The sequence below is a fragment of the Pseudomonas mandelii genome, assembly GCF_002251635.1.
Lineage (GTDB): Bacteria > Pseudomonadota > Gammaproteobacteria > Pseudomonadales > Pseudomonadaceae > Aquipseudomonas > Aquipseudomonas mandelii_B.
Map to the genome: position 1 here is coordinate 42,230 of NZ_NMOJ01000014.1, position 22,847 is coordinate 65,076.

At 60.6% G+C, this 22,847-nt stretch carries 14 protein-coding genes and 1 pseudogene; 6 read left to right on the forward strand and 9 right to left on the reverse strand.

The window, feature by feature from the left end; genetic code table 11:
* Positions 1-146 precede the first annotated feature (146 nt).
* Together B7L09_RS02600 and B7L09_RS02605 are read right to left on the reverse strand one after the other, a co-directional pair.
* On the reverse strand, positions 147-2,144 hold the full coding sequence (locus B7L09_RS02600) for an alpha-1,4-glucan--maltose-1-phosphate maltosyltransferase (protein ID WP_094467596.1): 1,998 nt from the start codon (positions 2,142-2,144) through the stop codon (positions 147-149).
* A 384-nt stretch (positions 2,145-2,528) separates the two neighbouring features.
* A complete protein-coding gene (locus tag B7L09_RS02605; protein WP_094467597.1) occupies positions 2,529-3,041 on the reverse strand; it encodes an MgtC/SapB family protein in 513 nt (170 codons plus the stop codon).
* 125 nt (positions 3,042-3,166) lie between these two features.
* On the opposite strand from B7L09_RS02605, the gene B7L09_RS02610 reads away from it, so the two are divergent.
* The 3 genes from B7L09_RS02610 (at position 3,167) to mapR (ending at position 6,563) form a co-directional block, all read left to right on the forward strand.
* Positions 3,167-3,400 carry a DUF3203 family protein gene (locus tag B7L09_RS02610; RefSeq protein WP_094467598.1) on the forward strand — a complete coding sequence of 78 codons (234 nt, stop codon included), beginning with the start codon at positions 3,167-3,169 and terminating at the stop codon, positions 3,398-3,400.
* Between the two features lie 196 nt (positions 3,401-3,596).
* On the forward strand, positions 3,597-5,024 hold the full coding sequence (ccoG, locus tag B7L09_RS02615; protein WP_094467599.1) for a cytochrome c oxidase accessory protein CcoG: 1,428 nt from the start codon (positions 3,597-3,599) through the stop codon (positions 5,022-5,024).
* A gap of 129 nt (positions 5,025-5,153) precedes the next feature.
* Positions 5,154-6,563, forward strand: coding sequence for a GntR family transcriptional regulator MpaR (gene mapR / locus B7L09_RS02620; RefSeq protein ID WP_094467600.1), 1,410 nt, complete (start codon positions 5,154-5,156; stop codon positions 6,561-6,563).
* A 149-nt stretch (positions 6,564-6,712) separates the two neighbouring features.
* On the opposite strand, the gene B7L09_RS02625 is transcribed toward mapR, so the two are convergent.
* From B7L09_RS02625 to tpx, 7 genes and pseudogenes are all read right to left on the reverse strand, one after another.
* Positions 6,713-7,459 (reverse strand): SDR family oxidoreductase, encoded by a 747-nt coding sequence (locus B7L09_RS02625; protein WP_094467601.1) that lies wholly within the window; start codon positions 7,457-7,459, stop codon positions 6,713-6,715.
* Between the two features lie 167 nt (positions 7,460-7,626).
* Positions 7,627-9,699: pseudogene (locus B7L09_RS02630) on the reverse strand (putative bifunctional diguanylate cyclase/phosphodiesterase); the annotation flags it as partial.
* Positions 9,700-9,902: 203 nt separating this feature from the next.
* Positions 9,903-11,384, reverse strand: a complete 1,482-nt coding sequence (locus tag B7L09_RS02635; protein ID WP_094467602.1) for an efflux transporter outer membrane subunit — start codon at positions 11,382-11,384, stop codon at positions 9,903-9,905.
* A complete protein-coding gene (locus B7L09_RS02640) occupies positions 11,381-14,488 on the reverse strand; it encodes an efflux RND transporter permease subunit (RefSeq protein ID WP_094467603.1) in 3,108 nt (1,035 codons plus the stop codon). Before B7L09_RS02640 ends, B7L09_RS02635 begins: the two co-directional genes overlap by 4 nt.
* On the reverse strand, positions 14,485-17,589 hold the full coding sequence (locus B7L09_RS02645; protein ID WP_094467604.1) for an MdtB/MuxB family multidrug efflux RND transporter permease subunit: 3,105 nt from the start codon (positions 17,587-17,589) through the stop codon (positions 14,485-14,487). The genes B7L09_RS02640 and B7L09_RS02645 overlap by 4 nt, the downstream gene beginning before the upstream one ends.
* Positions 17,586-18,902 (reverse strand): MdtA/MuxA family multidrug efflux RND transporter periplasmic adaptor subunit, encoded by a 1,317-nt coding sequence (locus B7L09_RS02650; protein ID WP_094467605.1) that lies wholly within the window; start codon positions 18,900-18,902, stop codon positions 17,586-17,588. Before B7L09_RS02650 ends, B7L09_RS02645 begins: the two co-directional genes overlap by 4 nt.
* Before the next feature lie 444 nt (positions 18,903-19,346).
* Positions 19,347-19,847 (reverse strand): thiol peroxidase, encoded by a 501-nt coding sequence (gene tpx, locus B7L09_RS02655; protein WP_094467606.1) that lies wholly within the window; start codon positions 19,845-19,847, stop codon positions 19,347-19,349.
* Between the two features lie 495 nt (positions 19,848-20,342).
* On the opposite strand from tpx, the gene B7L09_RS02660 reads away from it, so the two are divergent.
* From B7L09_RS02660 to B7L09_RS02670, 3 genes are all read left to right on the forward strand, one after another.
* A complete protein-coding gene (locus tag B7L09_RS02660; RefSeq protein WP_094467607.1) occupies positions 20,343-20,768 on the forward strand; it encodes a YciI family protein in 426 nt (141 codons plus the stop codon).
* A 322-nt stretch (positions 20,769-21,090) separates the two neighbouring features.
* Positions 21,091-21,303 carry a hypothetical protein gene (locus tag B7L09_RS02665; RefSeq protein ID WP_094467608.1) on the forward strand — a complete coding sequence of 71 codons (213 nt, stop codon included), beginning with the start codon at positions 21,091-21,093 and terminating at the stop codon, positions 21,301-21,303.
* Positions 21,304-21,319: 16 nt separating this feature from the next.
* Positions 21,320-22,720, forward strand: a complete 1,401-nt coding sequence (locus B7L09_RS02670; RefSeq protein WP_094467609.1) for a DUF1254 domain-containing protein — start codon at positions 21,320-21,322, stop codon at positions 22,718-22,720.
* Positions 22,721-22,847 lie beyond the last annotated feature (127 nt).

Here is a 22,847-nt window from a genome sequence, read left to right on the forward strand (position 1 = left end):
CGGACGCCTACCTGTGGCGAGGGAGCTTGATCCCGCTCGGCTGCGAAGCAGTCGCGAACCTGTAAATCAGATGAACCTGAAGGAAATAGGGCCGCTACGCGCCCCAGCGGGAGCAAGAGTTCATCCCGCAGGAAAACTGGGTGTCTTCAGGAAGTAGAGATCCGCCAGATGCCGAACGGTTGATGCGCCGGGTCGATCCGCATGAATTGGTACTTGCCATGCCACGTCCATCGGTGCCCGCTCATCAAGTCTTCGCCTTGGGTGCTCGCATCATCCGGCAAACCCATTTCCCACAACGGCAATTCGAAATTCGCTTCCTGGACGTTATGCGGATCGACGCTGACGGCCACCAGAATGAAGTTGCTGCCGTCGTCACTGCGCTTGCCGAAGTACAGGATGTTGTCGTTCCACGCGTTGTACAGCTTCAGGCCCAAGTGGGTCTGCAACGCGGGGTTCTGCCGGCGAATACGGTTGAGCTGTGCAATTTCGGCAATGATATTTCCGGGCGCCGTGTAGTCCCGTGGGCGGATCTCGTATTTCTCTGAATCCAGATACTCTTCCTTGCCCGGTACCGGCGCGGCTTCACAGAGTTCGAAGCCCGAATACATGCCCCACAGACCGGAGCCCATGGTTGCCAGCGCGGCGCGGATCAGGAAACCGGCGCGTCCAGACTCATGAAGAAACGCAGGGTTGATGTCCGGCGTATTAACGAAGAAATTCGGCCGGTAGCATTCGCGCCACGGCGACTCGTTGAGCTCGGTGAAATAGGTCGCCAGTTCCGTTTTGGTATTGCGCCAGGTGAAGTAGGTGTAGCTCTGGGAGTAACCGACCTTGCCCAAGCGCGCCATCATCGCCGGCGTGGTGAATGCCTCGGCCAGGAAGATCACGTCAGGGTGCTTGGCGCGCACGTCGCTGATCAACCATTGCCAGAACGGCAGCGGCTTGGTGTGGGGGTTGTCGACGCGAAANNTCTTCACGCCCTCTTGCACCCAACCGACCACAATGTCCCGCAGTTCGACCCAAAGGCTCGGAATCGCATCACTGGCATAGAAGTCGACGTTGACGATGTCCTGATACTTTTTCGGCGGGTTTTCCGCGTATTTGATCGTGCCGTCCGGACGCCAGTTGAACCAGCCCGGATGTTCTTTGAGCCACGGGTGGTCCTGGGAACACTGGATGGCAAAATCGAGCGCGATTTCCAGTCCGTGATCTGCGGCGGCGGCCACCAGTCGACGGAAATCTTCGCGGGTGCCGAGTTCGGAGTGAATTGCCTCGTGCCCGCCCTCTTCGCTGCCGATGGCATACGGGCTGCCCGGATCATCGGGGCCGGCGCTCAATGAATTGTTCGGGCCTTTGCGGAAGCTGCGACCGATCGGGTGGATCGGCGGAAAGTACAGCACGTCAAAACCCATGTCCTGAATCATCGCCAACCGCGAGTGCACGTCGTTGAACGTGCCATGGCGGGCTGGATCGTCGGTGATCGAGCGCGGAAACAACTCATACCAACTGGCGAACTGGGCGAGCTCGCGCTCAACGTCCAGCGCAAACTCGGGGCTGAGGCTCAAATAAGCGCGGTGATCGGCCTGGGCTATCAGGTCAGCACTACGTTGGTGCAGAAACAGCGCGACCTGCTCGGCTTCGAGCAGACCGGACAGTTCATGGTGCAACGCCGCCAGATCTTCGCTCAGCGGCCCTTCCGAGCGTTCGGAGGCCTGTTTCACCTGGTTTCGCCCTTCCTGCAACTCCAGGCTGATGGGTACGCCAGCCATGTGTTTTTTCTCGATTTCATAGAGAAAGCTGCCGTATTGATCGATCCAGGCTTCGATACAGAAGACGTAGCGGCCCTGATCCTTAACGCGGAACTGGCCTTGCCAGCCGTTATTGCCGAGCTCGTTCATGACCTCGCTCTGCCAGGCCTCGTCGCCTTCGGCTCGCCAGCGTATACGCACCGCCAGTTTGTCGTGGCCGTCGGCGAACACTTTACTAATCACCACCACGTCCTGACCCACCACAGCCTTGGCCGCGAACTGCCCGCCATCCAGGGTGGGCATGACGTTTTCAATGGCGATGCGCGGCAGCAATAACGCCTGCGACAGCGGCATATGAGGGTTGTAGTTCAGCTCTGTCGGTTTTTCAGCAGTCATCGAGCATCTCTCCTTAACGCCCCATGGACGCTCTTGTGTCTGGTCGTCGTTCACACGAAACCCTTCGGTCCCGAAATGAACTCACTTAGGTTCCGAGCGACAAGCGCGGGGAAAAGTTCACGCCCATTTGCTGGGGAATCAAATCCCTTGCGCGACGGTCAACTCACTTAAGCACGACTTACGCCATGTGCCACTGGAGGCTTCAACGATGAGTATTCCAATCCCGGCCGAGACGCCCGATCCGAACATCGACCACCCGACCATTCCGCCAACCGAACCGGAGCCGGTGCCCGAGCAAGAGCCGCCCGGCACCACACCACCGCCTCGGGAAGACCCACCGAACACCATGCCGCCGGTGATCGTCANTCGCGAGCACCTCCTCCGTCAGGGCCGTTCCTGCTCGTCCTTATCCCGGTCGAGCATTTTCACGATCTTCGGCATCACGCTGAAAATCGCCAACGCCAGCAGCGTACTGAACACCGCCGTCGCCTCGCGGCCCAACCCGGCCGAGACGCCGATGGCGGCAGTCATCCATAACCCGGCAGCGGTGGTCAGGCCTTTGACGTGGCCTTCATCGCCTTCCTGGTTTTTCAGGATGGTGCCAGCACCCAGGAAGCCGATCCCGGCGATCACCCCNTGCAGCACCCGGCTCATGGCATCCGCCTGGCTACCGGACATCTGCGGCACCAACACAAATAATGCGGCCCCCATTGCCACCAGCATNTGTGTGCGCACCCCGGCGGCCTTGCCCTTTTGCTCACGCTCGAATCCGAGAATGCCGCCCAATATGGCTGCGATCAGCAATCTCACGGTTATACGCGTCAGTTGCGACGCATCGCCGATGTCGGCGAACTCTGCTTGCAGCGTTACCCAAACCTCATGCCACCAGGCGTTCATGGTGCAATCCTTGTGATTGATTGTTATGGGAGGATGGACCGCGCCGACCATTAATCAGTTGCACAGAACGATGTCCGTCGGATGCGCCCTAACAGTTTAGAACCCGCTAAAAAAAGGACACCTCCATGACTGTGCGCATCGAAAACCAGACCTGCTTTTTCCTCACCGAGAACGGCGAAGAAATTCGCCTGTGCCCCGATGTCACGATCATCACCGACTCGGAAAAAGCCATGTCGGCGGTTGAGCTCAACGGCCAGCGCGTCTACATCACCGAAGCAGAAGCCGACGCATTGACCGTAGCAGGCGCAGTGGACGGTCGTAAGCATTTGAAGGCCACCGACAGTGATTCGGTGATTTGACTGACCCGGATCAACAAGCCTCGCAAGCGCCTGATATAGGCGCTTGCGCCTCGCTGTGACGGGGTGCATCAAGTTGTCGCAGGTAGCGGATCAAAGCCCATCTGATCCGCTTTTTATTGCAATACCTGAGTCTGTTATGCAAACAGATCGCTGGTCATAGTGCTCATGCCTGATGGAGGCTGATGAGCGAAAGACCATGAGCGAAAGAATCCCCGTCCGAACCATAGAACCTGCCTCATTTATAAAAACCGAGCCTTTGCGCCCAAAGATAAAGGCCAAGTCCAGCGACAACCTGATCCACACCCGCAGCTTCACCGGCCTGTTCCGTACCTTGCGNATGAGCGGCGCGGGCCTATTGTTTTTGCTGTTCTTCGGCACCGTGTGGCTGAACTGGGGCGACCGTCAGGCGGTGCTCTGGGACCTTNCTGAAAGCAAATTCCACATCTTCGGCGCCACTTTCTGGCCCCAGGATTTCATCCTGCTGTCGGCGCTGCTGATCATCTGCGCTTTCGGCCTGTTTGCGATAACCGTGTTTGCCGGTCGCGTGTGGTGCGGCTACACCTGCCCGCAAAGCTCGTTTACCTGGATCTTCATGTGGTGCGAGAAGATCACCGAAGGCGAACGCAACCAGCGGATCAAGCTGCAAGCCGCGCCATGGGGCTTGAACAAGCTGATCCGGCGCTCAGCCAAGCACACGCTATGGCTGGCCATCAGCGTACTGACAGGGTTGACCTTTGTCGGCTATTTCACCCCCATCCGGCCCTTGGCCACAGAGCTGCTGACCTGGCAAATGGGCGGCGTGAGTCTGTTCTGGGTGCTGTTTTTCACCGCCGCCACTTACCTCAATGCCGGCTGGCTGCGCGAAGCGGTGTGCATGCACATGTGCCCGTATGCGCGGTTCCAAAGCGTGATGTTCGACAAGGACACCCTGACCATTTCCTACGACACGGCACGCGGCGAACAGCGCGGGCCACGCAAGCGCGAGGCCTGGCCAGCCGACGTCGGCCTGGGCGATTGCATCGACTGCCAGCTGTGTGTGCAAGTGTGTCCCACCGGTATCGATATCCGTGACGGCCTGCAAATGGAGTGCATCGGCTGCGCGGCGTGCATCGACGCCTGCGATTCGATCATGGATAAGATGGGCTACGCCCGTGGCCTGGTGAGTTATACCTCCGAACACCAACTGCAAGGTGGCAAGACTCACCTGCTGCGGCCACGGCTGATCGGTTACACGGCGGTGCTGCTGGTGATGATCGGCGCCCTCGCCCTCGCCCTGATCGAACGGCCGATGGTGTCGCTGGACGTCACCAAAGACCGAGGCATGTTCCGCGAAAACAGCCAGGGCTTGATCGAGAACATCTACAGCCTCAAGGTCATCAACAAGACCCAGCAGCGCCAGGACTATCGTCTGGAGCTGGTGGACGGCGAAGGCTTCGTGCTGCAAGGCAAGACCGAGCTGAGCCTGGCCCCGGGTGAAATTGTCGATGTACCGGTGTCGGTGGCCATGACCACCGAACGGCCGAGCAGCAGCTCGCAGACGATCAGTTTCAAGATTGCCGACAGCGACGAGCCTGACATCTACAGCGTGGCCAAAAGCCGGTTTGTTGCGCCGATGAACCGTTGATCCCTTAGACTGCGGTGCGCTATTCGCGGGCAAGCCTCGCTCCTACGGTACGGTGTTGACTGTGGGAGCGAGGCTTGCCCGCGAAGAAGTCACCTCGATTTCTCTGAATGACACCAATCCAGGCACTCGATGAAACGCTACGAAAAATTCGCCGACGACATCGCAGAACTGATCCGCTCCGGCGTCCTCGGGCCCGGCCAGCGGGTGCCGTCGGTGCGCTATGCCAGCCAGACCTACGGCGTCAGCCCGTCCACGGTGTTCCAGGCCTACTACCTGCTGGAGCGCCGTGGCCTGATCCGCGCCCGGCCGCGTTCCGGCTACTTCGTCAACGCGCACGCACCGAGCCCGTTCTCGGAGCCGGTGATCAGCAGCCAGGTCAATGAATCCACCGAAGTCGACGTCAGCGAACTGGTGTTCTCGGTCCTCGACTCGATCAAGGACCCGANNACCGTACCTTTCGGCTCGGCCTTCCCCAGCCCGATGCTGTTCCCGCTGCCACGCCTGGCCCGTTCCCTGGCCAGCGCCAGCCGTGAGATGGACCCGCGCCTGGTGGTCACTGACATGTCGCCGGGCAACCCCCAATTGCGGCGACAGATTGCCCTGCGCTATATGGTCGGCGGCCTGATGCTGCCCATGGAGGAGCTGCTGATCACTAACGGCGCCCTGGAGGCGCTGAACTTGTGCCTGCAGGCGGTGACGGAACCGGGCGACCTGGTGGCCATTGAAGCACCGGCGTTTTATGCCTGCCTGCAAGTGCTGGAGCGCCTGAAGCTCAAGGCGGTGGAAATCCCGGTGCACCCGCGCGACGGTATCGACCTGGGGGTGCTCGCGCAAACCCTGGAGCGCCACCCGATCAAAGCCTGCTGGTGCATGACCAGTTTTCAGAACCCGATGGGCGCGACCATGCCCGAGGCGAAGAAGCAGGAGCTGGTCGAGCTGTTGCGCAGCCACCAGGTGCCGCTGATCGAGGACGATGTCTACGCCGAGCTCTATTACGGTCAACAGGCGCCAAAACCGGCGAAAGCCTTCGACACCGAGGGGCTGGTGATGCATTGCGGTTCCTTCGCCAAAAGTTTGGCCCCAGGCTACCGCGTAGGCTGGGTCGCCGCCGGGCGCTTTGCGCAGAAGNTCGAGCGCTTGAANCTNATGACCTCGTTATGCCCGTCGATGCCAGCCCAGGCGGCCATTGCCGACTACCTGCAACACGGTGGCTATGACCGGCACTTGCGCAAATTGCGCTACGCCCTGGAAGAACAGCAAAGCGCCATGCTGGCAGCAATCGCCCGCTACTTCCCGGCGCAGACACGCGTCAGCCAACCCGCCGGCGGCTACTTCCTGTGGCTGGAATTGCCGCCGCAAATGGATTCTCTGAAGTTGTTTCAGATGGCATTGGCGCAAGGCATCAGCATCGCGCCGGGGCCTATCTTTTCGCCGACGCAGCGGTTCAGGAATTGTATCCGGTTGAATTACGGCAGCCCGTGGACCGAGGATTCGGAGAAGGCGATGGAGACGTTGGGGCGGATAGTCCGGTCGTTCTGATCATTCAGCGTCGTTTGTTCGATTGCTATCGCGAGCAAGCTCGCTCCCACAGGGAGCGGTGGTGTCCACAAAAAATGTGTTCACATCCAACCACTGTGGGAGCGAGCTTGCTCGCGATGACGTCAGACCAGACGACACAAATCCAAGGATTAACGCCCGCCCCCGAGGTCAACAAACGTCCCGGTCGCATAAGAAGCCTTATCCGACAGCAACCAGATAATCGCCTCCGCCACTTCATCCGGCCGTCCACCCCGGGCCATGGGGATGCCGGACTCGAGCTTGCTGACCCGATCCGGGTCACCGCTCAAGGCGTGGAAGTCGGTAAAGATATACCCCGGACGCACCGCGTTGACGCGAATGCCCTCGCCCGCCACTTCCTTGGACAGGCCGATGGTGAAGCTGTCCAGCGCACCTTTTGACGCGGCGTAATCCACGTACTCATTGGGCGAGCCCAAACGCGAAGCCACTGAGGACACATTGACGATGCTGCCGCCCTGCCCGCCATGCCTGGGCGACATGCGCAGCACCGCGTGCTTGGCACAGAGAATCGGTGCCAGGACGTTGGTCTTGAGGGTTTTGAGAATGCGGAACTCGGACATTTCGTCGACGCGGGACTTGTGGCCCACGGTGCCGGCGTTATTCACCAGCGCGGTGACTCGACCCAGCTCGGTGTCCACCCGGTGGAACAGACTGATCACTTCGTCTTCGATGCTGACGTCGGCGCGCACTGCAATGGCTTGAGCACCCAATGCACGGACTTGCGCCAGCACGCTTTGCGCAGCCGATTCGTCGGACTGATAGTTGATACAGACCCGGTAGCCAAGCCCTGCGGCCAACAGCGCGGTTGCAGCGCCGATGCCACGGCCGCCGCCGGTGATGACAATGACTTTGTCCATGCTGACTTTCCCCTTCACGCGTAAGCAATCGGGGCCAAGAATAACCGCCATTGCGCGGTTTTGCATGGACTCACGTCAAGTGACCCTACCAACGTCGTATGTATTGGAGTCTCTGTAGCAGCTGTCGAGCCCCCTCGCCACAGGAGCCCNACAGGCACAATGCCCGTCGCCAATCGTTCCCCACGAACAATGTCGGCCATGAAGCGATCCGCCGGCAGCGGGTGCCCGAGCAGGTAGCCCTGCAATGAATCGCAACCGAGTTTGGTCAGGAAGTCTTGCTGGACGCCGGTTTCCACGCCTTCGGCGACGATGCGCAAGCCCAGCGCCTGGCCGAGGGCAACGATGGCCGAAACGATAGCGGCATCATCACTGTCGTGTTCCAGGTCGCGCACAAAACCGCGGTCGATCTTCAGCTCGTTGGCGGGCAGGCGCTTGAGGTACATCAGGCTCGAATAACCGGTGCCGAAGTCATCAATGGACAGGTCAACGCCCATGTCCGACAGCTGCTGCAACACCGTCATGCTTGCATCGGCATCGCTCATGGCGGTGGTTTCGGTGATTTCCAGGGTCAGGCTGTTGGCCGGCAACTGGTGACGGTCCAGGGCCGCGGCGACACTTTTTACCAACCCGGCATGGCAGAACTGTAACGCCGACAGGTTCACCGCAATGCGCCAGTCTTCGTAACCCTGGACGTACCACAGGCGCATCTGGCGACAGGCTTCGTTCAGCACCCACTCACCGATGGGAATAATCAAGCCGGTCTTTTCCGCCAGGTCGATAAACTTGTCTGGCAACAGCATGCCCTGGGTCGGATGTTCCCAGCGCAGCAGCGCTTCGGCGCCTACCGGGCGACCATTGCCGGCGTCGAACTTCGGTTGGTAATAGAGGCTGAACTGCTGCTGATCGAGGGCATTGCGCAAATCCTGCAGCAATTGCAGCTGTTTGCGCGCGTTGCTGTTCATCGACGCGTCAAAGAAGCTGTAGCCATTCTTGCCCATGCCCTTGGCGTGGTACATCGCGGCGTCGGCGTTCATCAACAGTTCTTGAGGGGTGTTGCCGTTGCCCGGGTACAGCGCGATGCCGAGGCTCGCGGAAATCTGCAAGTCGTGTTCGGCGACCCGGAACGAACTGCCGATCAACCCGACCTGCCGCGCCGCCACGTTCAACGCGTCGTTTGGCTCGCTGAGGCGCACCAGCAGGACGAATTCATCACCGCCGATCCGCGCCAAGGTGTCCTGACTGCGCATGTCCTCGCGCAGGCGCAGNCCGACCTCCCGCAGCAACTGGTCGCCCATGTGGTGGCCGAAGGCATCGTTGACGGGTTTGAAGCCATCCAGGTCGATAAACATCAGCGCGAAACAACCGCCCTGCTCCTGAACCTTGGACATGGCCTGCTCGATGCGATCGGCCAGCAACATGCGATTGGGCAAACCGGTCAGGGTGTCGTGCAGGGCCAGTTGGGTCAGTTCGCGGTTGGCTTCCATGAGCGAGCGCGCCAGGTCGGCGGTGCGGGCTTCAAGACGCGCATCGAGAACCGAGGTCAGCAAGGCAATGCTCAACACCGCGAGCGTGGTGATCAGCACCAGGTTGTCGAGGCCTTTGCCGTTCAAGCCGCTGATGGCGGCGCCACAGAAACTGCCGTCCGGGAAGCGTGCTGCGGCCATGGCGGTGTAGTGCATACCGACGATGGCGAGCCCCATGATCACCGCCGCACCGGCGCGAAGCAGGCCCACATACGGCGTGTGCTGACGCAGGCGGAAGGCGATCCATAACGCGGCGCCGGAAGCGCCGACGGCGATGAGCAGCGATGCGCCGAACAACGTCGGGTCGTAATCGATGCCCGGCTGCATGCGCATGGCCGCCATGCCGGTGTAATGCATGGCACTGATCCCGGCGCCCATGATCAACGCGCCGAACGCCAGTTGCCAGGTCGGCAGACGTGGCTGACTGACCAGCCAAAGGGCAAAACCGCAGGACAGGATCGCGGTCAGCAGCGACAGGGACGTAAGGGTGAGGTCGTAACCCAGGTCGATGGGCAAGGTGAACGCGAGCATGCCGATAAAGTGCATCGACCACACGCCCACGCCCATGGCAAAGGCGCCGCCCGCTGTCCATAGGAGCACGGCCCGGCCTTTGGCGGTGGCAATGCGTTCGGTCAGGTCGAGCGCGGTATAGGAGGCGAGAATCGCTACACAGAGCGAAATGATAACCAGCGTGGGGGAATAGCTACCGATGAGCATGTGACTTCTCGCGATCGCCCTACCGTACTGCTTCCGTTCTCGGGAGGGCAAATCGGGTGATTGTACTGATTGCGTAAAAGAACGCACTGACAAACGTAAGCATATGGCCATCAACCCGATGAAACGCTTGTTTGACTCCCGATGACGACATGTTTGGCAGTAGCAGCTGTCGAGCCTGCGAGGCAGCTGCTACAGGGGCCGTGCTATTTGTTTTCGCTGACTTGAAGCGCCCCGTCCCACCCACCGCCCAGCGCCGCAATCAGCTGCACACTGGCAATCAACCGACTCTGCAACAGGCTCAACACACTGCGTTCATTACTCAACGCAGTGGCCTGCACCACCACTACATCCAGGTAAGCAATCACCCCGGCCTTGTACTGGTTTTGCGTCAGGCGCAGGGATTCACGCGCAGCATCCAGTGCTTCCTGGCGCACGCCGGCTTCGTCTTCCAGCACCTTGAGTTGCACCAGGTAGTTTTCCACCTCGCGGAAACCATCGAGCACGGTCTGGCGGTACTTGGCGACGGTTTCGTCGTAGGCCGCTTCACTGCGATCGACCTCGGCCGAACGCTGGCCGCCATCAAACAGGGTCATGGCCAGTTGCGGTCCCACCGACCAGAAGCGGTTGGGCACGCTGATCCAGTCGGCATAGGTGCTGCTGCTGTAACCGCCGTTCAGGCTCAGGGTCAGGTCCGGGTAGTAGGCGGCCTTCGCCACGCCGATGTTGGCGTTGGCCGCCATCACCGAACGTTCGGCGGAAGCGATGTCCGGGCGACGCTCTAGCAGCTGCGACGGCAGGCCCAGCGGTACTTCGGGCAACGCCGGGATGGTCTTGGTTTCGGCCAGGCTGAACTCGGCGGGTGGTAGCCCGATCAGCACGGCGATGGCGTTNTCCAACTGGGCGCGCTGCCAGATCAGGTCGATCAAGCTGGCCTGGGTGGTCTTGAGCTGGGTTTGCGCCTGAGCGATCGCATCCTTGCCGGACACACCGGCACGGTACTGGTTTTCGGTCATTTGCAGCGAGCGCTGGTAGGTGTCCAGCGTGGCTTGCAACAGGCGGGTCTGTTCGTCCATGACGCGCAGTTGCAAGTAGTCTTGCACCAGCTCGGACTGCTGGCTCAGGCGCATCGCCGCCAGGTCCGCCGAGCTGGCCTCGGCCGTGGCTTCATTGGCTTCCAGGCCGCGGCGCAACTTGCCCCAGACATCCGCTTCCCAACTGACCCCGGCCTGCGCGGTGTAGGTGTCGCGAATCCCGCTGGAGGAACTGGTCAGGCTCGAACTGCTGCTGCCGGTGCCCTGGCTGGAGCGGTTTTTCCCGACGGTCAGGTCCACCGTCGGAAAAAATGCACCCCGGGCGCTGCGCACCAAGGCCTGGGCCTGGCGGTACTGGGCTTCGGACTGGGCGACGGTCTGGTTGGAGCTGTTGAGTTTTTCGATCAGGCCGTTGAGCTGCTGATCGCCATACAACTCCCACCAGGCACCTCGGGCCAGGGAATCACTCGGGCTGGCCTGACGCCAGCCGGCCGCTTCCTTGTATTGCACCGGCGCGGCCGCTGGCGGGCGCTGGTAGTCCGGCCCGACAGCGCAAGCGCTGAGCATCGCCACGCACAGCGCCAGGCTCAGCAAACGCGTGCCCCGGGCGGCTGCCAGCGGCGTGGTCAGATTGATAAGCGAACGGTCAGTCATAGCGGAGTTTCCAGAGCAGCATCGGTACGCACGCCACGCCATTTGTTGAAGCGATGGCGCAGNCGGTCAAGATAGAGGTAAACCACCGGAGTGGTGTAAAGGGTCAGGATCTGGCTGAACACCAGGCCGCCAATGATGGTCAGGCCCAGCGGCTGGCGCATTTCCGCCCCTTCGGCACGACCCAACAGCAACGGCAACGCGCCGAGAATCGCCGCCAGGGTGGTCATCAGAATCGGCCGCAGACGTNNCAGGCAGGCGCTGCGAATCGACTCCAGCGGGCTCATGCCCTCATGACGCTCCAGTTGCAAGGCCAGGTCGATCATCAGGATCGCGTTTTTCTTCACCACCCCGATCAGCAGGAACAGCCCCAGCAGCGAAATCAGGCTGAATTCCCCCCCCAGCAGGTAGATCGACAGCAATGCCCCTACACCGGCCGAAGGCAAGGTCGAGAGGATGGTCAGCGGGTGAATGTAGCTTTCATACANCACACCCAGCACCAGATACACCGCCACCAGCGCGCCGAGAATCATCCACGGCTGGCTCTTCTGGGTGGCGGCGAAGGCATCGGCGGTGCCGGCCATTTTCGCGATGACATCTTCCGGCAGGCCCACCTTGGCAATCGCACGTTCGATGGCGGCACTGCCCTGCTCCACCGTGACGCCTTCGGCCATGTCGAAGGCAATGTTTTCCGAGGCGAACTGGCCTTCATGGCTGACGCGGTCGTCTGCCAGGCTGTTTTCGTAATGGGCAATGGTCGACAACGGGACCCGCGCGCCGTCGGCGGTGATCACTTGTACCTGGTTGAGCGTNATCGGGTCCTGGGCGTATTTCGGGTTGACCTCCATCACCACCTGGTACTGGTTGAGGCTGTCGTAGATGGTCGAGATCTGCCGCTGGCTGTAGGCGTTGTTCAGCACTGCCGTGACCATGTTCATGTCGATACCCAGGCGTTTCGCCTGATCGCGGTCGACGATCAGCGTCACTTGCTGGGCGCCCCGACCTTCACGGGCATCGATCGCCGTCAGCTCCGGCAATGCTTTCAAAGCGGCGACGACTTTCGGATACCACTCGCGCAATGCGCCCAGATCACCGCTTTGCAAGATGTAGGAGTACTGCGCAGTGGTCTGTTCACGACCGCCACCGAACTGCAGGTCCTGATCCGCCATCAGCATCAATTGCGCGCCAGCGACCTTGGGCATTTCCTTGCGCAGGCGTTCGATGACTTTCTGCGCGGAAATGTTGCGTTCCTTGATCGGCTTCAAGCGCACCAGCATGAAGGCGTTGTTGGTGCCGTTGGTGCCGCCAATGAACCCGGCGACGCTTTCAACCGCGTCGTCCTTGAGCACGGCACGGCGGAACGTTTCCATTTTCGGCTGCATCACGCTGAACGACAGCCCGTCGTCACCACGCACGAAACCGATCAGTTGACCGGTATCCTGCTGCGGCATAAATGTTTTAGGAACAACAACATACAACGCGATGTTAACGCCGACTGTCACGAACAGGCTGAGCAAGGTCAACCGACGGTGACGCAGCACCCAGTCNAGGCTGGTGGCATATNNGCCGACCATCCACTCGTTGGCCCGCTGGCTCCAGCGCTGCAAACGGTTTTCCTGCCCCGGCGTGTGTGGCTTGAGCCAACGGGCACAGAGCATCGGCGTCAGCGTCAGCGAAACCACCAGCGAGACCACGATGGACGCCGACAAGGTGATGGAAAACTCACGGAACAGGTTGGTGACAATGCCGCCCATAAACAGGATGGACAGGAACACCGCCACCAGCGAGACGTTCATCGACAGCAAGGTAAAGCCGACTTCCTCGGCGCCCAGGTAGGCCGCCTTCATCGGCGGCACACCGTCATCGATATGCCGGGAAATGTTCTCCAGCACCACGATGGCATCGTCCACCACCAGGCCGGTGGCCAGAATCAGCGCCATCAGCGAGAAGTTGTTCAACGAGAAGCCGAACAGGTACATCACCGCAAAGGTGCCCACCAGCGATACCGGCACCGCCAGGGTCGGAATCAACGAGGCGCGGAAGTTACCCAGGAACAGGTACACCACCAGNATCACCAACGCCACGGCGATCAGCAGGGTCATTTCCGCTTCGTGCAATGTCGCCTTGATCACCGGCGAGCGGTCCATCGCCACGTTGAGTTTGACGCTGGACGGCAGCACCGCCTGCAAGGCCGGCAACTGTGCCTTGATTTGCCGGACCGTCTCGATGATGTTGGCGCCGGATTGGCGGTTGATCACCAGCAGCACCGCCGAATCATTGTTGAAGAAGCCGCTGTTGTAGCGGTCCTCGACGCCATCGCTGACCTTGGCCACATCCTTCAGGCGCAGCGCCGCGCCGTCCGCGTAGTGGATGATCAGCGACTCGTAATCCTTGGCTTTCTCCAGTTGATCGTTAGCCTGAACCTGCCACAGCCGCTGGCCGTCTTCGACCGAGCCCTTGGGCCGACGCTGGTTGGCATTGGCGATGGTGTTGCGCACATCGTCCAGGGCCACGCCGTACTGGTCGAGGGCCTTGGGTTCAAGTTCGATGCGCACCGCCGGCAAGGAACTGCCGCCAATCTGCACTTCACCCACACCCGGCACCTGGGACAGGCTTTGCGAGAGGATGGTCGAAGCCAGGTCGTACAACTCGCCCTTTTTCAGCACGTCGGAGGTCAGCGAGAGCACCATGATCGGTGCCTGGGACGGGTTGATCTTCTTGTAGGTCGGCATGCTGCGCATGCCGCTGGGCAACAGGTTGCGCGACGCGTTGATCGCCGCCTGCACTTCCCGTGCGGCGCCGTTGATATCACGGTCGGAATCAAACGCGAGGATCACCCGGGTGGAACCCTGGCTCGACGAACTGCTCATGGTGGTAATGCCGGCAATCGCGCCGAATGAGCGCTCCAGCGGCGTGGCCACGGTGGAGGCCATCACCTCGGGGCTGGCGCCGGGCAAGCTGGCCGACACCACGATCACCGGGAAGTCGATCTGCGGCAGCGGCGACACCGGCAGCAAGTTGAAGCTGACGCCGCCGAGCAACAGGATCGCCAGGCTCAGCAGCATGGTGGCTACCGGCCGCTTGATGAAAGGTCCGGAGAGGTTCATGGCTGCTCGACCGCTTCCGCGGCTTCAGACTTGCGACCCCAGCGCCGACCAAGGCGGTCGAAATACAGATAGATCACCGGCGTGGTAAACAAGGTCAAGACCTGGCTCACCAACAAGCCGCCCACCATTACCAGGCCCAGCGGCTGGCGCAGTTCAGCGCCCGAACCGGTGGCCAGCATCAAGGGCACTGCACCAAACAACGCTGCCAGCGTGGTCATCAGGATCGGCCGGAAACGCAGCAGCGCCGCTTGATAGATCGCCGTCTGCGGGTCCAGGCCCTGGTTACGTTCGGCGTCGAGGGCGAAGTCGATCATCATGATCGCGTTCTTTTTCACGATACCAATCAGCAGAATGATGCCGATGATCGCGATCATGCCCAGGTCATTGCCGCTGAGCAGCAACGCCAGCAAGGCCCCCACCGCCGCCGAGGGCAAGGTCGAGAGAATGGTGATCGGGTGGATGTAGCTCTCGTAGAGCACGCCAAGCACGATATACATGGTGACCACCGCCGCCAGGATCAGCAGCAAGGTGCTCGACAGCGAGGCCTCGAATGCTTGGGCCGCACCCTGGAACTGGGTCTGCACGCCCACCGGCATGCCGATGTCTTTCTGGGCTTGTTNGATCAGTTCCACACCTTTGCCCAGCGCGACGCCGGGGGCCAGGTTGAAGGACATCATCACCGCCGGGAACTGGCCGATATGCGCGATGGCCAACTGCGCCTGGCGCTGCTCAACGTGGGCCAGGCTCGACAAGCGCACCTGGCCGCCGTCGGTGGTCTTCACATGGATCTGATTCAACGCGTCCGGGCCGATCTTCTCGCCGGACTGCGATTGCAGGACCACGCGGTACTGGCTGGCCTGGGTATAGATNGTGGAAATCTGTCGCTGGCCGAAGGCGTCGTACAGCGCGTCGGTGATGGTCGATACACTCACCCCGAGGCGCGAAGCCGCATCGCGGTCGATCACCAGGTACACCTGTAAGCCTTTGTCCTGCAGGTCGCTGGCGACGTCGGTCAACTCCGGCCGTTGCGCCAGTGCGTCCACCAGACGACCGCTCCACAGGCTGAGCAACTCGGAATCGGGCGACGACATGCTGAACTGGTACTGGGTGCGGCTCACGCGGTCTTCGATGGTCAGGTCCTGCACCGGCTGCATGAACAGGCGAATGCCGACAAGCTTGTCCAGTTCCGGTTGCAGGCGGGCGATCACCTCGGTGGCGCTCAGGTCGCGGTTACTGTGCGACTTGAGGTTGATCAGCAGGCGACCGCTGTTGAGCGTCGAGTTGTCACCGTCGACACCGATGTAGGACGACAGGCTCTCCACCGCAGGATCGGCCAGGATCACCTTGGCCAGTTCCTGCTGCCGCTCACTCATCGCCGCAAAGGAAATCGACTGTGGCGCTTCAGAAATACCCTGAATCACCCCGGTGTCCTGCACCGGGAAAAACCCCTTGGGCACCACCAGATACAAGAACACCGTCAACGCCAGGGTGCCGATGGCCACCATCAGCGTAAGTGGTTGATGCTTGAGAACCCACTTTAACTTGCGGCCGTAAGCCGCGATCATCCAATCAATTGTTGCACCGCTGGCCCGGTAAAAACGGCCTTGCTCTTCTTCCTTGGGTTCACGCTTGAGCAGACGCGCGCACATCATTGGCGTCAGGGTCAGCGAAACCACCAGGGAAATCAGGATCGCCACCGCCAGGGTGATGGCGAACTCGCGAAACAGCCGCCCGACCACATCGGCCATGAACAGCAGCGGGATCAATACCGCGATCAACGACAAGGTCAGGGAAATCAGGGTAAAGCCGATCTGTTTGGCGCCCTTGAGAGCCGCTGCCAGCGGCGTCTCGCCCTCCTCGATATAACGCGAGATGTTCTCCAGCATCACGATGGCATCGTCCACCACAAAACCGGTGGCGATGGTCAAGGCCATCAGCGTCAGGTTATTGATCGAGAAACCGGCGAGGTACATCACGCCGAAAGTGCCGATCAACGACAGCGGCACGGCCACCGACGGAATGATCGTGGCGCTGAACCGACGCAGGAACAGGAANGTCACCATCACCACCAGCGCAATGGCGATCAGCAATTCGTGCTGTACGTCCTTCACCGACGCGCGAATGGTTTGGGTGCGGTCGGTGAGTACCGTCACGTCCAGGCCGGCCGGCAGGTTGTCGGTGATGCTCGGCAGCAACGCCTTGATACGGTCGACCACCTCGATCACGTTGGCACCCGGCTGACGCTGGATATTGAGCAGCACCGCCTGGTTTTCGTTGGCCCAGGCGGCAAGGCGTTCGTTTTCCGCGCCGTCGACGATTTGTGCCACGTCTTTAAGGCGCAACGGTGCGCCATTGTTATAGGCCAGGATCAATTCGGCATATTGCTGGGGCGAGACCAACTGGTCGTTGGCGTCGAGCATCGACACCCGGGTCGGGCCGTCGAAGTTGCCCTTGGGCTGGTTGACGTTGGAGGCGGCGATCAGGGTGCGCACGTCCGACAGGTTCAAGCCATTGGCGGCCAAGGCCTCGGGGTTGACTTTGATACGCACGGCCTGGCGCTGGCCACCGGCGATGCTGACCATGCCGACGCCGCTGATCTGCGCAATCTTTTGCGCCATGCGCGTATCGACCAGGTCATTGAGCTTGGGCAGCAGCATGGTCTTGGAGGTAATGGCCAGGGTCAGCACCGGGGTATCCGCCGGGTTGACCTTGTTGTACACCGGCGGCGCCGGCAAATCCTTGGGCAGCAGGTTGGTGGCGGCGTTGATTGCGGCCTGCACCTGTTGCTCGGCGACATCCATATTGATGTCGAGGTTGAAGCGCAGGGTCAGCACCGACGCACCGCCGGAACTGGTGGACGCCATCTGGGTCAGGCCGGGCATTTGCCCGAACTGACGCTCCAGCGGTGCCGTGACCGCGCTGGTCATTACGTCCGGGCTGGCGCCGGGGTACAGGGTCATCACCCGGATGGTCGGGTAATCCACTTGAGGCAAGGCCGATACCGGCAGTAGTCGATACGAGATGATACCGGCCAGGACAATCGCCAGCATGCTCAGCGTGGTGGCAACCGGGCGTAGAATAAACAGCCGCGAGATGTTCATGCGCCGCCCTTTTTCGCCTTGTCGGTGGTCGCCGGCTCAGTCGAGCTGGCTGCCGATTTGCCTTGCAGATGGCCGGTCGGACTGGTCGGTACGTCCTGGGTGTCGTTGACCACTTCCACTTCACTGCCTTCTTTGAGGCGGTCGGTGCCTTCGAGGACGACGCGGTCTCCGGGGGCCAGGCCTTCGGTAATCACGGTGTTTTCACCGTCACTGGCGCCGACTTTCAATTGGCGGATCGCGACTTTCTTGTCGCCGTCCAGGGCGTAGACGAAGGTGCCGTTGGTGCCGAACTGAATCGCCGCGGATGGCGCCAGCACGACGTTATGCAGGGTATCGGCCAGCAGGTGNACGTTGACGAACTGATTAGGGAACAGCGCCTGGTCACGGTTCTCATAGCGNCCCTTGAATTTCAGGGTGCCGGTGGTGACGTCGATCTGGTTGTCCAGGCTCTGCAACACGCCGACAGCCTGCTTTTTCGTGTCGCCACGGTCCCAGGCTTCCACGGGCAGTTTGGCGCCGGTGCGATAGCGCGCCAGGACGACGTCGAGGCTGTTTTCCGGCAAGGTGAAGGCCACGTTGATCGGCTGGGTCTGGGTGATCACCGCGAGGAACGTGGTGTCGTTGGCCGCCACCAGGTTGCCGACGTCCAGCTGCCGCAGGCCTACGCGCCCGGCAATCGGGGCGCGGATCCTGGTGAATTCGAGNTTCAGCTTGGCGTCATCCACCGCGCCCTGGTTGGTCTTGACCGTGCCCTGGTACTGCATGACCAACGCTTCGGCGGTGTCCAGGGTTTGCTTGGCGATACTGTCTTCCTTGAACAAGCCGCGATAACGCTCGACGTCGACCTGCGCGTTTTTCAGCTGGGCCTGGTTCTGCAGCAGCGTGCCCTGGGCCTGCAGCAAGGCGTTCTGGTAACTGCGCGGGTCGATTTCCGCCAGCAAGTCACCGGCCTTGACCATCTGCCCTTCTTCAAAGGCGATCTTCACCAACTCGCCGCCAACGCGGCTGCGCACATTGATAGTGTTCAGCGCGGTAACGGTGCCCAAGGCCTTGTAGTACACCGGAAACTCCCCCAGCACCGCCGGCGCCACGCGCACCGGAATCGGGCCGGTGGAACCCCCGAAGCCCGGACGCATCCCCCCCGACTTGCCGGTGTGACCGGCCACGGCTTTCGGCGCAGCTCCGTCTTTTTGGGCAGTGCCGGCGGGCCAGAATTTCCAGCACAGGCCCGCAATGACCAACAGGACAAGCAGGCCGAGCAGCCAGCGACGAGGATTACGGGAAGCGGAGGATTGCATGGAATGATCAACCATTGGGCGCGTGAGCTTCTTTCTACAGGAGGCTGAACGATAAGCACTGGTGGGTATTAAGCAAAGCGCCTTTACCGGCAATTTACCTTCGGCTTACGTAACAGGAGGTTTATCTAAGACACTGAAGCACAAATGAAAACGGCCTGGACAGAGGGGGCGTTCTCAGCTAATTACCCCGCCGCGCCGGGTCTGCTGTTGTGCAGGGCAAGGCGCGAGAAGCGTGGTTTGGTCATTCCAAATAAGCTTCGAGCAACGCAGCCCTGCACAACAGCAGGCCCGGCCCTTCGGGTTGTGCCTTAAAGCGGGCCAGCCTGCGTTGCAGGCCTTGGAAAGGGAACAACCATTCCCAGCGGCCTGCGCCTTGCCTGGCCCGCTTTAAGGCGACAACGCGGCGGGGAAATTAACTGAGAATGCCCCCTCAGGCCGTTAACAATTGTAATGCTTTACTTATTTCAGAACGGCCAGTGCCGCTTCGTAGTCCGGTTCTTCAGCGATTTCGCTGACCAGCTCGCTGTGCAGCACGTTGTTGTTTTCATCCAGCACGACNACGGCACGGGCAGTCAGGCCTTTGAGCGGGCCGTCAGCGATGGCAACACCGTAGTTCTCGATGAACTCGGCACCGCGCAGGGTCGACAGGTTTTGCACGTTTTCCAGGCCTTCGGCGCCGCAGAAGCGTGCTTGGGCGAACGGGAGGTCAGCGGAGATGCACAGCACCACGGTGTTGCTCAGGGTGTTGGCCTCGGCATTGAACTTGCGCACCGAGGTGGCGCAGGTCGGGGTGTCGACGCTTGGGAAGATGTTCAGCACTTTGCGCTTGCCGGCGAACGTTTCCAGGGTTGCCTGCGACAGATTGCCGGCAACCAGGGAAAAGGCTGGCGCCTTGGAACCGGCTTGTGGCAGTTGGCCGTTGACTTGAACCGGGGAGCCTTTAAGAGTGACTTGAGCCATGAACGGAGTCCTTCTGACGTTGTTGTGGAGAATTTTGAAGAGGCCGAAGTTAACCACGAAATGGGCCGACGACCTATGCCCGGATACAAATTGTGAAGTGTCGCCCCCTAAACTGGATACAACTCTTCCAAACGACACAGAAACCTGTAGGAGCGAGCCTGCTCGCGATAGCGGTGTATTAGTCGATATTCATTTTGAATGTCGGTCCGCTATCGTGAGCAGGCGACCTTCTACAGGGTCGGATGCGTGCCCACTGTCTCAGCAACCGCAGCACATTTTGGTGCCGCGTCTCGAAAATCCGGCGCATATCAACGCACCACCGACAGCCGAACAGTTCGCGCAGCCGATGTATAGCGTACCGCCCTCTCCCGCCTCCACCCGGTGTTCAAGATGAAAGGCAGACACCGCCTCTACATTTCACACATTGCCTGTCGATTCGGCTCACGCCCATTCGACTAGACAGTGAATCACCCACCCTCCAGCGGAGATAAAACCATGCGATTCATGATCATTGTAAAAGCCAGCCCGGACTCCGAGGCCGGTGTGCTGCCCACCGAGGAACTGATGACCGCGATGGGCAACTACAACGAGGAACTGACCAAGGCCGGCATCCTTATCGACTGCGACGGCCTGCAACCGAGCAGCAAAGGCGCCCGGGTGCGTTTCTCCGGCGAAAAGCGCACGATCATCGACGGCCCGTTCGCCGAAACCAAGGAGCTGATTGCCGGTTACTGGATTTGGGAGGTCAAGTCAAAAGAGGAAGCGATCGAATGGGTCAAACGCTGCCCCAACCCGATGCCGGGCACCGAAGCGGAGATCGAGATCCGCCCTATATACGGGGCGGAAGATTTCGGCGAGGAATTCACTCCGCAACTGCGTGAGCAGGAAGAACGGATACGCGAACAGATGAAAAAACGCTGAACATTGCAGGGGGTCAAGCGTCCAGCGCCACCTCATCAACACCTTTCTCGGGCAAGTCGATCACCACACCGCGTTCTCTTGCAGGTGCCAGGCTTGCCCGCGATGGCTTTTCTGCCACATCACCCAAGCCTCAGGTTTGCATTCAATTTCAATGCACAAAAAATACCGAAAACCTGAACAAACATCCAAAGCCCCCGTCCGGCTGGCGAATCCGACGTTAGCTGCTAACTTCAACAAACATGTCATACAGGCTTGATAGGAAAGAGATTACGCAGCAGTGGCAACCGCGACACAACTGCCTTTCGGCAAATAGGAGTCTCGTATGTACTGTGCAATTCGCTTGGCCGGCTACAGCCTGATGACCATGTTCGTCAGTTGTGGCGTCGGTGCCCAGGACCTCGATACCCAAATCCGCAAGGCTGCGCTGGAAAACAGTCTGCCGGCCCAAGAAGCGATCCTTTGTTTCTACACGGGTTCTATGGCGATCGCCCCCCCATCCCGTCCGGTACTCGACGCCGTCACAGCGGTGAAATGACGCCCAAGGGTTCACTATGACTAACCGCCTGTTGCTCACCGCGCTCTCGCTCGCCCTGAGCACCAGCACCTGGGCCGACTTCACTGCTACTCCCGAAGAAGCCCGGGGCATCGCCAAGGAGGCCTACCTGTATGGCTTCCCGGTGGTGGAGATGTACAAAACCCTCTACACCCAGGCCGTGGACAAAAAGAGCGCGAACTTCAAGGCGCCGTTCAACCGGATCGGCAACACCGCNCAGGTCTTCACGCCCAAGGACACGGCGTTCGCCACCCCGAACGCAGACACGCCCTACTCGTTCGTGTGGATGGACCTGCGCAAAGAACCTCTGGTACTGACCCTGCCGAAGATCGAAGACAACCGTTACTACTCGGTGCAGTTGATCGACCTTTATACGCAGAACATGGCGTACCTGGGCACCCGCAGCACCGGCAACAATGGCGGCCACTACATGATCGCCGGCCCGGACTGGAAGGGTCAGCAACCGGTAAAAATGGATCGCCTGTTGCGCAGTGAAACCCACATCGCCTATGCCCTGTATCGCACGCAGCTGTTCGATGAAAAGGACCTGGCCCAGGTCAAGAAGATTCAGAAAGGCTACAAGGTCGAAACGCTGAGCCACTACGTCAAGCAGAAGGCCCCATCCGCCGCGCCGAAGATTGCCTGGCCCAAACCCACCCCGACCATGAGCGATACCCCTGATCTGTTCCGCTACCTTAACTTCATGCTGGCCTTCGCCCCGGCGCAGGACGCGGAAAAGGACTTGCTCGCGCGCTTCAAGACCATCGGCATCGAGGCCGGCGAGCCTTTCAACCTGCACGACTTCACCGCAGAACAACGCCAGGCCCTGGAAGACGGTATCAGTGATGCCAAGGCGGAATTCGCCCGGTTCAAGAAAGACAAAGTCGATACTCACGAGGTCACCAGCGGCGATTTCTACGGCACTCGCGATCACCTCAAGGGCAATTACCTGTACCGCTACGCTGGCGCCAACCTGGGGATTTTCGGCAACTCGGCCGAAGAGGCCAATTACATCGGCTATTTCATCGACAAGGACGGCAAGCCGCTCGACGCCTCGAAACACGATTACACCCTGCATTTCGACAAAGGCGCCCTGCCCCCGGCCGATGCGTTCTGGTCGCTGACGATGTACGACAGCAAGANCAAGCTGCTGGCGCCCAACCTCANGAAACGCTACCNGATCAATTCGCGGATGCTGCCCGATCTCAAGCTCGACATCGACGGTGGCTTGACCCTTTATCTGCAAAACAGTGCACCGGCCAAGGACCTGCAAAGCAACTGGCTGCCCGCGCCGGAAGGTCCGTTCTATGGGGTCTTGCGCCTTTACCTGCCACAACCCGAAGTTGCCAGCGGCCAGTGGAAAATGCCGCTGCTAAACCCCGTGCCGGCTAAACCATGAATTCCCACCCCATAGACCGCAGGAGCCCCCCCCGATCGACACGCCTGGCGGATAGTCAGGCCAACCGCAACCCGTCTCCTTTTGCTCACGCCTTAGGCCCACTTAGCCCTCAGACGCAGCCGCCTGG